Origin of the sequence: Flavobacterium aquaticum (assembly GCF_003259835.1) — a bacterium.
Lineage (GTDB): Bacteria > Bacteroidota > Bacteroidia > Flavobacteriales > Flavobacteriaceae > Flavobacterium > Flavobacterium aquaticum.
The window spans coordinates 185,312-200,194 of the sequence record NZ_QLMI01000001.1 but is presented as its reverse complement, the minus strand read 5'-3'; the positions used below and the strand labels follow the sequence as shown (position 1 = coordinate 200,194).

The window sequence follows — 14,883 nt, the reverse complement described above, 5'->3', positions numbered from 1 at the left end:
TAAAAGGTATGAGTATTATTTAATTTTACTCCACTTTTGAGAATTTAATGGAGATATTCTATTTAAAGTTTCTACTAAAGAAGTTACATCAACTCTTGGTCCACCACTAAAAATGGAAACAATTTCATCTGTTTTAGCATCAAAAAAAGTACGGGTTAATAAAGCATTTGGTCTTGTTTTTTGTACTTCAGCTAAGTAATTAATTCCTTTTGCTACTCCTTCTTTACCTTTCTTAACATCTTCTGACATTACATCTAAACCTAATCTATGATATTGATAAAGAGATTGTCTGAAAGGTGTAAAAGTACTTGATAAAATATCTGAAATTAAAAAATTTCTGTTGTTGTTATTTCCTTCTGATTGATTCCAACCTTTAAAACCACTTGTTTGAGCTACGTTCACAATATTTGAAGCTACTTGTAAATATTCTGTACCGCCTAATTCTGAAAAAGAATCTTGATCTAAACCAACGATTACGTTTGCATAAAAAGCTAAAACCGATATTAAGTTAGAATTAAAAGAATTTGGATCATAAATTAAATTTTCAAATTCGATAAATCGGAATGAAAAGTTCTTATCATTTATATTTAAAATAGGACTTGATAATGTTGAATTATGAACAGGTCTTGATGATTGTACTTGTAACGTAGCTTCAAAATTATTAGCTCCAAAAGAATTAACGTTAATAAAGAAATTGCATTCAATTTTTTCAACATCAGTATATTCTTTAGTAGTCCATTTTGTTGTATTTAAAAACTCTTTAACTTGTGTTTCTAAATTTTTAAATAACTGTGGGTTGCCATTAGCTACTTGTTGAAAATTTACCGATACAGTAGCATTAAGTTCTTGTGAAAACACATTAACAATTGAAAATAAAAAAATTACAACTAGTACTACTTTACGCATCATAAAACTGAATTACTTTATTAATAATATCTTGAGCTACTTCTTCTTTAGATTTTAGTTCTTTAGGTTCAATTTCAAAGTCTTTTGAAATAAAAGTTACTTTATTTGTAGGTTGTCCAAAACCAGCACCTTTATCATTTAACGAATTTAAAACTATCAAATCTAAGTTTTTTTTCTGGATTTTTTGCTTTGCATGTTCAATTTCATTTTCGGTTTCTAAAGCAAAACCTATTAAAAACTGATTTTTCTTTTGTTCTCCAAGCGAAGCTAAGATATCTTTTGTTTTTTCTAACTCTATAGAGAACGTTGAATCGTTCTTTTTTATTTTCTGGTTGGCTACATTTTTTGGACGATAATCCGCTACAGCAGCAGCAGCAATGGCTACATCAACATCTTTGTAACATTGATGACAAGCTTCGTACATTTCTTGAGCCGAAGTTACTCTAATTAATTGTATCGAAGTGTTTTTTACATTTAAATGTGTTGGTCCAGAAACCAAAACAACCTCTGCTCCTTTGTTTGCAGCTTCATTAGCAATATCAAAACCCATCTTTCCAGAAGAATGATTTCCAATAAAACGAACAGGATCTATTGCTTCGTATGTAGGACCAGCAGTTATTAAAATTTTCTTACCTTTTAAAGGTAATTTTGAAGCTATATCCTTTTCTAAAAAAGCAACAATATTTTCAGGTTCTGCCATTCTTCCTTCACCAACTAAACCGCTAGCTAATTCGCCGCTTTCAGCAGGAATCATAGTGTTTCCAAATGATTTCAATTTATGAAAACTATCTAAAGTTGATGGGTGTTTGTACATATCCAAATCCATTGCAGGCGCAAAATAAACTGGACATTTTGCAGACAAATAAGTTGCTATAAGTAAATTATCGCAATTACCATTTGCCATTTTAGATAGTGTATTAGCTGTAGCAGGAGCGATTAGCATAAAATCAGCCCACAAACCTAATTCTACATGGTTATTCCATTCGCCATTTCCTTCTTCTTCATTATAGAAAGTAGAATAAACTGGATTTTTAGAAAGGGTTGCCAAAGTAAGTGGCGTAACAAAATGCAAAGAAGCAGGCGACATTACAACTTGTACTTGTGCACCTGCTTTTATAAGTAATCTAACCAAATTGGCTGTTTTATAAGCAGCTATACCACCAGATATACCTAGCAAGACTTTTTTACCGCTTAAAACAGACATAATGATTATTTTGCGTCTCTGTAATAGATTTTACCTTCTTCCCACTCTTGTACTGCTAAAGCGTGTGGTTTTGGTAATTTTTCATAGAATTTTGAAACTTCAATTTGCTCTTTGTTTTCAAAAATTTCCTCTAAACTATCATTATAAGTAGCAAACTCTTCTAATTTTTCAATCAATTCTTTTTTAATTTCAGTATTGATTTGATTAGCGCGTTTTGCCATAATAGTAATCGCTTCATAAATGTTTCCGGTAGGCTCTTCTAATTTACTTTTGTTGTAAGTAATAGTGTTTACAGGAGCATTTGTTTTCTTTAAATCCATGATTTACTTTTTATTTAGTATACTTTTGTAATTCTTGTTCCAATTCAGCTAACATTTTATCAGCTTCTTCTTTATATTCCGTTTGACCGTTATGTTTAATTAAATTTGTATATGTATTCTTAGCATAAACTAAACGTTCTTGTTTTTTTGATTCAACACTATTAATAGCAAGTTTATAAGCAGAATCAAATCTATAATACAAAGCTTGTTCTTTATAAGGAGTTCCTGGATAATCTGCTAAGAAATTCTCTAAAGCTTTTAAAGCTCCTTTAAAATCAGAAATCGTGTTGTATTGTTTTGCAATTTCAAATGCTTTCTTTTCTAATTTTTCTCTTAATTCTTTTACATAAACATTAGCCTGAGGTAAAAATTGAGATTCTGGATAGATATCTATAAAACGTTGCATTTTATCTAGTGCCTTTTCAGTATCGGTTTGATCTAAACTATAAACTGGTGATAATCTGTAAAAACATTCAGCAGCATAAAAAGCACATTCTTCTCTTTTTTCACTTTTAGGATAAGTAGCTACAAAATTTTCTAACTGATACCCTGCCAAATAGTACTGTTCTGATTTATACAGCGACATTGAATAAAAGTAAAACATACGCTCAGCGTTTGGTTTCCCTTTATAAGCTGGTGCAATTTGTTCGTATAATCTGATAGCTTTTAAATATTTTCCAGCTTCATATTTTTTATTCGCTGCTTCATTTTTTATTGCAACATCGTCTGATTTTAATGCCTTTTGATACTCGCTACACGAAACCAAAAAAATTGCAATAAAAAGAAAACTAACTATTCTATTCATTTATTTAAATTTAATCTTTCTTAAAATTCAATACTTTAGAAGTCTAAAAAAGCAACTGCAAATTTAGACATTATTTGTTTACTACAAAAATCTTTTTTTAACTTAATTTACGAGTAAAATTATGCAATCTTGTTGCTAAATCTTCATTTACATTTACTAGAGGTAATCTTACTGTATTTTCAGATAATCCTAATGCTTTAAAGACTTCTTTAATTCCGCCAGGGTTTCCTTGTTCGAAAATCATATCGATACTATCTACTAAAAGATAGTGCAATTTATACGCTTCATCCACTTTTCTTTGCAATCCTAAACGCACCATTTCAGAGAATTCTTTTGGAAAACCTTCTCCAATTACTGAAATCACTCCTGCTCCACCTGCTAAAACCATTGGTAAGGTAATCATATCATCTCCAGAAATCACTAAAAATCCTTCTGGTTTTGTTTGGATTAATTTCATTGCTTGAACAATATCACCAGCAGCTTCTTTAATTCCAATTACATTTTTGAAATCATTTGCAATTCGGATAACAGTTGATGGCAACATGTTACTTGCTGTTCTTCCTGGCACATTGTATAAAATTACTGGAATTGGAGATGCTTCAGCAACTGCTTTGAAATGTTGGTAAATTCCTTCTTGCGTTGGTTTGTTATAATAAGGCGAAACTGATAAAATAGCCGAGAAATGAGAAAAATCTCTTGTTTTCAATTCTTCAACTACTTTGTGCGTGTTATTTCCACCAACACCTAAAACTAATGGCAATCTTCCTGCATTTGCTTTAATTATTGTATCGATAACCAATTCTTTTTCGTCTTGTGATAAAGTTGCCGATTCTGCTGTAGTTCCTAAAACTACCAAGTACTCTACTCCACCATCAATTACATAATTTACTATTCGCGTTAAAGCTTCTACATCAACCGAAAAATCTTTTTTAAATGGCGTAACTAAAGCAACACCTGTACCAATAAATGATTGCATTTTTTATATTTTATTTAAAATTTTCAAATACTTAAACAGTTCTAAAACAAACTCATTAAAATTTTCAACGAGTGTTTTTATGATAAAATGATTGACTCTTTTGTCAACCGTGTCAAATCCTACTTTAAATTTCGCCTTTGATTTTGTTGACAATAACAAAAGTCCGCTTTTATTAACATCGTAATAATTGATTAATAAATCAAAAGGCGTTTCGATAAAATCATTTACTTCTTTTTTATTAATTTCTCCCGAAAGTGAAATATTCTTCAACGACAAAAAGGGTTCGTTTATTACTTCCTTCTTCTTGATTTTATCTTTATAAACTAATATCGAAATATTATTAGCATCAATTCCTTGCGAAACTATTCTTTCAACTAGTTGATCTGTTTCTGAGAAATAAGATTCGTCAACTAAAACTCCAACCGTCAACACTTTATCGTTTGAACCAGACGAATTTTGAGTTGCTAATCGTTTAGTAACATTTTTTTTAAGAAAAAAGTTCTTTATAATATTATAAAACATAGTATTTTTACCTATTCGACAAAATTAAAAATTTAAGCTTTTGTTATGCTTGTAAATGTAAAAAAGAATACGATATCTTTTGGATTTTTTGTTATATTATTAACATTTAATCTCTTTATATCTTGTAAATCAACTTCTTCCTATCAAACTACTAAAATTGAAGGAAAAAAAATAGGCGTTACCAATGAAAAAGGCGAAAACGAAGCCATTGCGACTTATGTAAAACCTTACAGCGATAATATTAATAAAGATTTAAACAGCGTTTTAGCTTATTGTCCGGAAACACAAGACAAAAGTAAAGGAACGTGGCAATCGAATATTGGAAATTTATTAGCCGAAATTACTTTTGAACTTGGAAATCTAGTTTTTCAAAAAAGAGAAAATAAAACGATTGATGTTTGTTTACTTAATCACGGCGGTATCAGAGCTGTAATTCCTAAAGGAAATGTAACTACAAGAACCGCTTTTGAAGTGATGCCTTTTGAAAACAGTTTAATTGTTGTAGGACTTACAGGAAAAGAAATCAAAACGTTAGCCGAATACATCATTAAAGAAAAGAAACCACACCCATTATACGGAATGAAAATTTACATTGATAAGTCAACTTCAGCAATTAATAAGATTGAAATCAACAATCAACCTTTGGATGAAAATCGAATTTATTATGTGGGAACTTCCGATTATTTAGCAAATGGAGGCGATAATATGACGTTTTTTAAAGAAAGTAAAATCAAATTTGACATGGAATACAAGCTTAGAAATATGATGATTGATTATTTCAAAAAAGTAGACACGATTCCGAACATAACTACCGAAAAAATAATTTTAGAATAACACTTACCTATGAAAAGAAGAGATTTTATCCAAAAAACAGCTGCGAGTTCGGCTTTACTTGGTTTATCAGGAGTGAGTTTAAGTAGTTTTTCTACTGTTGACACTAAAAAGATTACCATTTTACATACGAATGATACGCATAGTCATATCGATCCATTCCCAGCCGATCATCCAAAAAATCCAAATATGGGTGGCGCTGCCAGAAGAGCCACTATCATTGAAAGCATCCGAAAAGAAGAAAAAAACGTGCTTTTATTAGATGCTGGCGATATTTTTCAAGGAACTCCATACTTCAATTATTATGGTGGCGAATTGGAATTCAAACTAATGAGCATGATGCAATACGATTTGGCTACCATGGGAAATCACGATTTTGACAATGGAATCGATGGTTTTTATACTCAATTACCGCATGCGAAATTCGATTTTGTATCCGCTAATTATGATTTTAAAAACACGATTTTGAATGATATCGTAAAACCATATAAAATCATCATTAAAGACGGAATTAAAATTGGAATTTTCGGATTAGGCGTTCAATTAGACGGACTTGTAGACAAAAAACTTTATAAAGAAACGGTTTACAACAATCCAATTGAAGTAGCACAAGACATGACGCGAATTCTAAAAGAAGAAAAGAAATGTGATTTGGTAATTTGCTTATCACATTTAGGATTCAAATACAAAGACGAACCTGAAAAACCAAGTGATATTCTATTAGCTCAAAGGACTAAAAATATTGATTTAATTATTGGTGGTCATACGCATACTTTCTTAGACAAGCCAGTTATTGAAAAAAATAGCGAAGGAAAAGAAGTTTTGATTAATCAAGTAGGTTGTTTTGGAGTAAACTTAGGTCGAATTGATTTCTATTTAACCAACGATAAATTGCATCACAATCAAACAAAGAATATTATTGTTTAGTACTTTTCTCGATAAAGCAGGTATTTTAAAAGAAAATAATACACTGGAATTTCGATTATACAAGAGATATAAATAAAGATATCATTTTTAAAATAGTACTTATTTAGTACTATAAACATGTCAGAAAAAAACAGACATAAAATGGTTAATAATAAAAATCTAGAAGCAATTGATTTAAATCGTAATGCATTATAAATACTCAAGATTAAAACCATTAAGAACATTATAATATATCCAATTACTACAAAAAACTCTTTAAATTCATAGTTAAAAGACATGCTGGCTACCTTGTAAAGTATCACTAAAACTAAATAAGAAATAATAAAATATTTAAAATTATCTTTTAGGAATTGATTCTTTCTAAACAATTGCGAATCTGTAACAACATAGTTAAATAAAATTCCAACAGCAATCAAATACAAATAGGTTGAAAAAACTTTTAGCTCCTGATCTTCCAATAAAATTAGATTATCGGCAAAAAAAATCACTAAAAACAGACTCAAATTCAAGTAAATTTTTAGTGATTTGGTAATGAAAAAATAAGCAAAAGCAATACTGGGAACAATTATTGGCTTAAAGATAAAAGCTATATCCATATCCTCATAAACTCTATAAAAAAATAAATAGCAGATATGGGAAATAAAATAGACATATAAAGCTACACTTGCTCTACTATCTATATTCTTATCAATTTTAAATAGTTGTTTTACCATAAAGTTTAAATTTAGTTCTATAAACAAAATAACTTATGTAACAAAAAAACGATAATTCTTGAGTCGTAACATTAATCATCTTCAAGGCTAATAAATCGGGTATTTTTTTTGAAAAAACAAAAAACAAATCTGACAATAAAAAACATCCAACCATAAAACCCGTATACAAAATGGTTCTGTTATTGTAATTAATTAGCATTACAAAGGCTAAAATCCCCATTAACAACAATAATATTCCGTACAAAGAATAAATAAAAAATTCAAAGCTATTCTCTTCTATCATCATCATTAGTACATTAAAAAACAAATACACTAAAAGCATTACGATAATATAGAAAGAAAAGGTGTTCAGGTTAATTTTTTTCTTTTTCAAATAATAGATTAAATCTTGAAAAATAAAAAACAATATAATGAAATATGGAATTAATAAAAATATAAGCCCCGAAACATTAAACTCCTCTCTGCTAATTAAATGCAAAATTTCGCCAATAAAGAAAGATAAAACCGAAAAAGAAAACAAATAATCAATCTTACCTCTAACACTAATATAATAGAAATAATAAATCGACGGAATGATAATTGGCTTACTAAAAAGTTCCAAGTTATCGCTTCCAATTAAAACAGCAAATACATATAAAATAAAAGCTGTAAAATATAATATTAAAGCCGAATTTACTTTAAGCATCTATCATTTGTTTGAAATCTAATTCTGTTATGATGGCAATTTTTAGTTGATTTGCTTTTTCTAATTTTGACGGCCCCATATTATCTCCAGCTATTACATAATCTGTTTTTGATGAGATGGAACTTCCAACTTTTCCTCCATTATCTTCAATGGCTTTTTTCAGTTCGTCTCTCGAATAAATTTCAAAAACTCCAGATACAACGAATGTTTTTCCTTTTAATTTTTCCGAAAGTAAAACATCGTCTTCACCCGATTCTAATTGAACACCATAACTCTTAAGCCTATCAATAATACGAATATTTTCTTGATTTTCAAAGAATTGAACGACACTCTGTGCGATTTTATCGCCAATCTCATCAACTAAGATCAAATCCATCATACTCGCTTGAGCTATTGCATCAATTGATTTGTAGTGTTTTGCTAACTTTTTAGCAACTGTTTCACCTACATATCGAATCCCTAAGGCATACAAAACACGTTCAAAAGGAATCGTTTTCGACTTTTCAATTCCGTTGATTAAATTTTCTGCAGATTTTTCAGCCATTCGTTCCAACGGAATGATTTGCTCTTTTTTCAATTCATACAAATCAGCATAATTAGTAACCAAGCCTGCGTTGAACAACAAAGCAACCGTTTCGCCTCCCAAACCATCAATATCCATAGCTTTTCGGGTAATAAAATGCTGAATTCTTCCAATAATTTGTGGTGGACAGCCATAGAAATTTGGACAAAAATGATTCGCTTCGCCTTCGCTTCTAACCAATTCCGTTTGACATTCTGGACAATGAGTGATATATTTTGTTGGCTCGGTTTGATCACCTCTTTTAGCAACCGCAATAATCTTCGGAATGATTTCACCGCCTTTTTCCACATAAACTTCATCGCCAATTCGAATATCTAACTTTTCAATTTGGTCGGCATTGTGTAACGAAGCACGTTTTACAATTGTTCCTGCTAATTGTACGGGTTCTAAATTCGCAACGGGCGTAATCGCTCCTGTTCGCCCTACTTGATATGAAATCGAGTTTAATTTTGTAGTTACTTGTTCGGCTTTAAACTTATACGCCATCGCCCAACGTGGAGATTTTGCCGTATAGCCTAATTCATCTTGATGTTGTAAATTATTAACTTTAATAACCACACCATCCGTTTCATAAGGCAAATCATGACGATGTTTGTCCCAATAATTGATATACTCAAAAACTTCGGTTAGGTTTTTAGCTAATTTGGATTGAGTTGGCACTTTAAATCCCCAATCTCGTGCTTTTTGTAAGCCTTCAAATTGAGTCTTAAAGGGTAAATTATTTCCAATTACAAAGTACAACAAACAATCTAACGGACGTTTGGCAACTTCAGCACTGTCTTGTAATTTTAAACTTCCTGAGGCAGTATTTCTTGGATTGGAATATGGTGTTTCGCCGATTTCAATTAATTCTTGATTCATTTTTTCAAATCCAGCAAACGGAAGAATGATTTCTCCTCGAATGTCAAATTTTTCAGGATAATCACCTTTTAAATGAATCGGAACTGCTTTTATGGTTTTGATATTATTGGTTACATCATCGCCCTGAAAACCATCGCCACGTGTTACAGCACGTACTAAACGACCATTTTCATAACTGATGCTAATGGATGCTCCATCGTATTTTAATTCGCAAGTATATTCCAATGGAACATTACCTAAAACCTTTTGAATTCGGGTTTCCCAATCTTGTAAATCTTCTATGGAATACGAATTATCCAACGAATACATTCGATATTCGTGTTTCACCGTTTCAAAATTTTTCGTAATCATTCCTCCTACTCTTTGAGTTGGCGAATTTTCATCGAAATATTCAGGATTTTGCGCTTCTAAATCTTGTAATTGTTTTAGTTTTTGATCAAATTCAAAATCAGAAATGGTAGGTTTATCTAAAACATAATAGTTGTAATTATGCTGATTTAATTCCTCTCTTAAACTTTTAATAGTATCTAAAACACTCATAAATTAGGGATTGATTAGGCTGTCTAATTTGGTAAATAATTCTCCTTTGCTGATAATTCCACCTTGCTTGATAATCTCAAACAACGATTCATTTCGATTAGCCGAAATATCTTTTCTTCCTCTGGTAATTTCCACATCGTCAGAGAAAAGATTTTCTGATAACCAGTGAATTCCATCTGCAGAAACGAAATCAATTTCTGGATTATTTGTTTTAATCACAAAGGAATACACAACATCAGGCAAACATTTGAAAAGAAAAATGTAGTTTTTAGAAAAATGATCTAAATGAGTAACATTAGTCAATGCTTTTTCCCAAATCATATCGGAGAAAACATCAATCTCTTGTTCGGCCACATGAGGACGATTTTTTTTAATATCATCCCACTCGATTTTATCAATAGATTGTGTTGCCAAAAAATTAATAAATTCGGGATGTAATTCTTCTAACTGTTCTTTCGTTAATCTTGCGTATTTCATAAAGTAAAGATAAAAAAAAAGCCCCGATAAAATCGGAGCTAATTTATATTTTGAGAAAAATTATGCTTTTTCACCTACGATCTCGTATGGTAACTCAACGATAACATCTCTGTGTAATCTAACTGATGCAGTATATTTACCTACACGTTTTACAACACCGCTAGTGATGAATTTTTTGTCAATTGAATGACCATTAGCTTCTAATGCTTCCACGATGTTAGCGCTAGTAACTGAACCAAACAATTTATCACCACCTGCTTTAGCAGTAATTTTAATTTCTAAAGCTTTTAAAGCTTCAGCTAAAGCTTTTGCATCTGCAACAAGTTTAGCTTCTTTGTGCGCTTTTTGCTTTAAGTTTTCAGCTAAAACTTTTTTAGCAGATGGAGTTGCTAAAATAGCAAAACCTTGAGGAATTAAATAGTTACGACCGTATCCGTTTTTCACAGTTACTACATCGTCTTTAAATCCTAAATTTTGAACGTCTTGTTTTAAGATAAGTTCCATGTTGTTGTCCTTTTAATTAGAAGTTAGCTCACCTACGGCGAAGCAACAACTATTTGTTAAATATTATTTTAATAAATCGGCCACGTATGGCATTAAAGCTAAGTGACGAGCTCTTTTAACAGCTACAGAAACTTTTCTTTGGTATTTTAATGAAGTACCTGTTAAACGTCTTGGTAAAATTTTACCTTGCTCGTTAACAAATTTCAATAAAAAGTCTGCGTCTTTATAATCGATATATTTGATACCTGATTTTTTGAAACGACAGTATTTTTTAGTTTTGTTTGTATCTATGTTTAAAGGCGTAAGATATCTGATATCTCCGTCTTTTTTCCCTTTTGCAGATTGCTCTAATGTAGACATGATTAGTTTGTTTTAGATTTTAATTTTGCTCTTCTTCTTTCTGCCCAAGAAATTGCATGTTTGTCTAAAGACACAGTTAAGAAACGCATAACACGCTCGTCACGACGGAATTCAGTTTCAAATGCAATAATGATTTCAGCTGGCGCTTTGAATTCGAATAAGTGGTAAAATCCACTTTTCTTGTGTTGAATTTCGTAAGCTAATTTTTTTAAGCCCCAATCTTCTTTCGATACCATCTCAGCCCCTTTAGAAGTAAGAAAATCTTCAAACTTGCTTACTGTTTCCTTTACCTGTTGCTCAGATAAAACGGGATTCAAGATGAAAACAGTTTCATAATGATTCATAATCTTTATATTTATTGTTATAAAATTGGGTGCAAAAATAATACTTTTATTTGAAATAACAAGTATAACACATTATTAATTTTTATTAAAAAAACTTGTGTATTTGTAATAATTGTTCTACTTTTAACAAACTATAAAAATATATGCCCATGAAGTTGAATTGTATCGTTGTAGATGATAGTGCTATTCAAAGAATTACCATCACAAAACTTGTTAACGAATCAACATTATTAAACTTAGTAGGAGATTTTGCCAATGCTCTTGAGGCAAAGAATTGTATCAATAATAATACAATCGACCTAATATTCCTTGATATTGAAATGCCGTTAATTAACGGATTCGATTTATTAGACGGACTAAAAACAAAACCACAAATTATATTCATTACTTCAAAAGCAGACTATGCTGTTAAAGCTTTTGATTATGAAGCAACTGATTTTCTTCAAAAACCTATTTCTAAAGAACGTTTCAATAAAGCAGTTAAAAAAGCTACTGAACTTCACGCTTTACGTTACGAAAATCATGAGGAACATGGCGAAAGTATCGTTATCAAAAGTAATTTAAAGAAACTTAAAGTATATGTTTCTAAAATTAAATGGATTGAAGCGTATGGCGATTACATTAAAGTAGTTACCGATGATGAAAGTCATTTAGTGTTATCTACTATGAAAGGTTTTGAAAAAGAACTTCCAGAAGGTAAATTCATACGTGTACACAAATCGTATATTATCAATTTAGACCGAGTAGAAAAATTCAATAGTAAGTTTGCTGAAATTGGAAATACAAAAATACCATTAAGTCGTAACAAGAAAGAAGAAATTGTAAAAGCTATCGAAAACGCTTAATATACATCTACATCTACTTTTACCTTAATAGAACGATATTGTGGAACTGCTTCAAAACTCATGAGCACTTTCGCAATATTTTTTTTGGTATTGCCCAAATGTTGCTGAACCGGAATCTTAACCATAATCGTTCGAATATATTCATTTCGAATTCTATTAATCGCTGGCTCTTCTGGACCCAAAACAGGCATATCTAAATTTTGAGATAATACATTATATAGCCACATTGAACCTTCTTTCAATTTATCAAAATCGCGATGTTTCATTGTAAGTTTTACTAATCTAAAGAAAGGCGGATATTTAAAGTTCTGGCGTTCGTAAATTTGCTCTTTATACATTCCTGCATAATCATTACCCAAAACTTGTTGAATAGTATTATGATATGGGTTATAAGTTTGAATCACTACTTTTCCTTTTTTCTCTGAACGTCCTGCCCTACCCGAAACTTGCATCATCATTTGATACGCTCTTTCGTAAGCTCTGAAATTAGGTTGGTTCAATAAATTATCAGCGTTTAAAATTCCAACTAAAGTTACATTATCAAAATCTAAACCTTTGGCTAGCATTTGTGTTCCTACCAAAACATCGATTTCTCTATTTTTAAAAGAATCGATAATTTTCTCAAAGCCGAATTTTCCTCTTGTTGTGTCTTGATCCATTCTTCCGATATTTTTCTCTGGAAAAAGGGTTTTCAATTCCATTTCAATTTGTTCCGTTCCGAAACCTTTCGAAGTAACATCAACCGATTGACAACTATGACAATGAGTAGGATTTGCAATCGAATGACCACAATAATGACAACGCAATTGATTTTTGAATTTGTAATACGTTAAACTCACATCGCAACTTGGACAATGCGGCACATGACCACACGTCATACATTCCACATAAGGCGAAAATCCTCTGCGGTTTTGAAATAAAATGACTTGTTCGCCTTTTGATAAGGTCTCCGTGATTTCCTCCAATAATTCATCCGAGAAATGGCCTGACATTTTCTTTCTGAAATACTTATCTTTCAAATCGACCAATTGAATTTCAGGCAACACTACATTTCCATAGCGTACTTTTAATTCGGTTAAACTGTATTTATTGGATTGCACATTATAATAGGTTTCCAAAGACGGAGTCGCGCTTCCTAAAACCACTTTTGCTCCGTGTTGCTTCGCTAAAACAATCGCAGCGTCACGTGCATGATATCTTGGCGCTGGATCGTGTTGTTTAAAAGTTTGCTCGTGTTCTTCATCCACGATAATACATCCCAAATTAGAAAACGGAAGAAACAAAGCACTTCGAACACCAATAACCACTTTAGCTTTTTGTGAATTTTCTAAAACTTGATTCCAAACTTCTATGCGTTCGTTATTGGTATATTTTGAATGAAAAACTGCTACTTCATTTCCGAAATAAGCCGTTAATCGTTGCACTAATTGTGTGGTTAGAGCGATTTCTGGCAATAAAAACAATACCTGCTTTCCTTCCTTAATATATTGTTCTAAAAGTTTGATGTAAATTTCGGTTTTGCCTGAAGCTGTAACTCCGTGTAATAAATTTACATCAAACGATTTGAAATTTTCTTGAATGCTCTCAAAAGCTACTTGTTGGGCTTCACTTAACGTGAATTGACTATCATCATCTTTATCGAAAGTTACTCTATCTTGGACGATGTAATATTCTTCGAAAATTGTTTTATCAACTAAAGATTTTACAACTGCAGCAGAACTTCCCGAAGTTTCAATTAGTTTTTTTACTGAAATAGGTGCTTTTTCACGAGCTTGTAATTGGAAATAATGTAGAACCAATTCGCGTTGCTTTTTGGCTTTGGATAACATTTCTAATAATTCGGCTAATCTTTCTTGTTGTAGAAATTCTTCTTGCAATCTGATATAGCGAACTAACTTGGGTTTGTATTGTTCCGAAATTTCTTCTTGTAAAACCAAAGCGCCTTTTGCTAACAATCGATTGATAATTGGAAAAACCGTTTTCTTACCTAAAATTTTAATTACCTCTTGAACTGTAATCGAAGATTGACTTTTTAAAGCTTCTAAGATTAGATACTCATCATCCTTTAAATCATCCGAATCTAATTCCGCATTTTCTCTTGCTGAAATAATCGTTTCACTTTCCAAAATATATCCCGAAGGCAATGCACTTCGAAACACTTCACCAAGCGAACACATATAATAAGAAGCAATCCATTTCCAATGTTCAATTTGATGTAAATTCACAACAGGTTTTTCATCTAAAATTTGATGAATTTCTTTTGCTTCGTATAATTGAGGTGGCGTATTTGTTTTATCTAACACCAAAGCAGTATAAATCTTAGTTTTACCAAATGGAACTGCCACTCGCATTCCAATTTGAATGTAGTGAAATTCTGCTTCCGAAACCTGATAGGTAAAGGTTTTAGAAACTGCTAAAGGTAAAACGACTTCGATAAAATACAGCATAGAACAAATATAGTTTGAAAAAGAGAATAGAGA

General features: G+C 31.1%; 17 protein-coding genes. 3 read left to right on the top strand and 14 right to left on the bottom strand.

The genetic code is table 11. From position 1 onward, the window contains the following. Positions 1 to 15: 15 nt before the first annotated feature. The 6 genes from porD to B0I03_RS01015 form a co-directional block, all read right to left on the bottom strand. On the bottom strand, positions 16 to 909 hold the full coding sequence (gene porD / locus B0I03_RS01040; RefSeq protein WP_111565630.1) for a type IX secretion system protein PorD: 894 nt from the start codon (positions 907 to 909) through the stop codon (positions 16 to 18). After that, on the bottom strand, positions 899 to 2,110 hold the full coding sequence (gene coaBC, locus B0I03_RS01035) for a bifunctional phosphopantothenoylcysteine decarboxylase/phosphopantothenate--cysteine ligase CoaBC (protein WP_111565629.1): 1,212 nt from the start codon (positions 2,108 to 2,110) through the stop codon (positions 899 to 901). Before coaBC ends, porD begins: the two co-directional genes overlap by 11 nt. Before the next feature lie 5 nt (positions 2,111 to 2,115). After that, complete coding sequence (locus B0I03_RS01030) at positions 2,116 to 2,430, bottom strand: DNA-directed RNA polymerase subunit omega (protein ID WP_111565628.1); 315 nt, start codon at positions 2,428 to 2,430, stop codon at positions 2,116 to 2,118. Positions 2,431 to 2,440: 10 nt separating this feature from the next. Beyond that, entirely contained in the window at positions 2,441 to 3,235 is a 795-nt protein-coding gene (locus B0I03_RS01025; protein WP_111565627.1) for an outer membrane protein assembly factor BamD, read from the bottom strand. Between the two features lie 97 nt (positions 3,236 to 3,332). Further along, complete coding sequence (gene dapA, locus B0I03_RS01020; RefSeq protein WP_111565626.1) at positions 3,333 to 4,211, bottom strand: 4-hydroxy-tetrahydrodipicolinate synthase; 879 nt, start codon at positions 4,209 to 4,211, stop codon at positions 3,333 to 3,335. Between the two features lie 3 nt (positions 4,212 to 4,214). Then, positions 4,215 to 4,733: a DUF6913 domain-containing protein gene (locus tag B0I03_RS01015; protein WP_111565625.1), complete on the bottom strand. Its 519-nt coding sequence runs from the start codon at positions 4,731 to 4,733 to the stop codon at positions 4,215 to 4,217. Positions 4,734 to 4,778: 45 nt separating this feature from the next. Between B0I03_RS01015 and B0I03_RS01010 the strand changes: the two genes are divergently transcribed. Together B0I03_RS01010 and B0I03_RS01005 are read left to right on the top strand one after the other, a co-directional pair. Next, positions 4,779 to 5,567 (top strand): 5'-nucleotidase C-terminal domain-containing protein, encoded by a 789-nt coding sequence (locus B0I03_RS01010; RefSeq protein WP_111565624.1) that lies wholly within the window; start codon positions 4,779 to 4,781, stop codon positions 5,565 to 5,567. A gap of 9 nt (positions 5,568 to 5,576) precedes the next feature. Then, complete coding sequence (locus tag B0I03_RS01005; RefSeq protein WP_111565623.1) at positions 5,577 to 6,491, top strand: bifunctional metallophosphatase/5'-nucleotidase; 915 nt, start codon at positions 5,577 to 5,579, stop codon at positions 6,489 to 6,491. Here the strand turns inward: B0I03_RS01005 and B0I03_RS01000 are convergent. From B0I03_RS01000 to rpsF, 7 genes are all read right to left on the bottom strand, one after another. Beyond that, positions 6,488 to 7,204 (bottom strand): hypothetical protein, encoded by a 717-nt coding sequence (locus tag B0I03_RS01000; RefSeq protein WP_111565622.1) that lies wholly within the window; start codon positions 7,202 to 7,204, stop codon positions 6,488 to 6,490. The genes B0I03_RS01005 and B0I03_RS01000 overlap by 4 nt on opposite strands. Next, the gene (locus B0I03_RS00995; protein WP_111565621.1) at positions 7,185 to 7,889 is read right to left on the bottom strand and encodes a hypothetical protein; all 705 of its coding nucleotides are present in this window, start codon (positions 7,887 to 7,889) and stop codon (positions 7,185 to 7,187) included. Before B0I03_RS00995 ends, B0I03_RS01000 begins: the two co-directional genes overlap by 20 nt. Continuing rightward, positions 7,882 to 9,873 carry an NAD-dependent DNA ligase LigA gene (gene ligA / locus B0I03_RS00990; protein ID WP_111565620.1) on the bottom strand — a complete coding sequence of 664 codons (1,992 nt, stop codon included), beginning with the start codon at positions 9,871 to 9,873 and terminating at the stop codon, positions 7,882 to 7,884. The genes B0I03_RS00995 and ligA overlap by 8 nt, the downstream gene beginning before the upstream one ends. A gap of 3 nt (positions 9,874 to 9,876) precedes the next feature. Then, positions 9,877 to 10,350 (bottom strand): DUF6495 family protein, encoded by a 474-nt coding sequence (locus B0I03_RS00985; RefSeq protein ID WP_111565619.1) that lies wholly within the window; start codon positions 10,348 to 10,350, stop codon positions 9,877 to 9,879. A 60-nt stretch (positions 10,351 to 10,410) separates the two neighbouring features. Next, the gene (rplI, locus tag B0I03_RS00980; protein ID WP_111565618.1) at positions 10,411 to 10,854 is read right to left on the bottom strand and encodes a 50S ribosomal protein L9; all 444 of its coding nucleotides are present in this window, start codon (positions 10,852 to 10,854) and stop codon (positions 10,411 to 10,413) included. A 63-nt stretch (positions 10,855 to 10,917) separates the two neighbouring features. Continuing rightward, complete coding sequence (gene rpsR, locus B0I03_RS00975; RefSeq protein ID WP_008253655.1) at positions 10,918 to 11,214, bottom strand: 30S ribosomal protein S18; 297 nt, start codon at positions 11,212 to 11,214, stop codon at positions 10,918 to 10,920. A 2-nt stretch (positions 11,215 to 11,216) separates the two neighbouring features. Next, positions 11,217 to 11,558: a 30S ribosomal protein S6 gene (gene rpsF / locus B0I03_RS00970; protein ID WP_026726603.1), complete on the bottom strand. Its 342-nt coding sequence runs from the start codon at positions 11,556 to 11,558 to the stop codon at positions 11,217 to 11,219. Positions 11,559 to 11,707: 149 nt separating this feature from the next. Here rpsF and B0I03_RS00965 point away from each other — a divergent pair, with 149 nt between their 5' ends. Further along, positions 11,708 to 12,403, top strand: coding sequence for a LytR/AlgR family response regulator transcription factor (locus tag B0I03_RS00965; protein ID WP_111565617.1), 696 nt, complete (start codon positions 11,708 to 11,710; stop codon positions 12,401 to 12,403). Here B0I03_RS00965 and priA read toward each other — a convergent pair. Beyond that, positions 12,400 to 14,850 carry a replication restart helicase PriA gene (gene priA / locus B0I03_RS00960; RefSeq protein ID WP_111565616.1) on the bottom strand — a complete coding sequence of 817 codons (2,451 nt, stop codon included), beginning with the start codon at positions 14,848 to 14,850 and terminating at the stop codon, positions 12,400 to 12,402. The genes B0I03_RS00965 and priA overlap by 4 nt on opposite strands. Between the last annotated feature and the right edge of the window lie 33 nt (positions 14,851 to 14,883).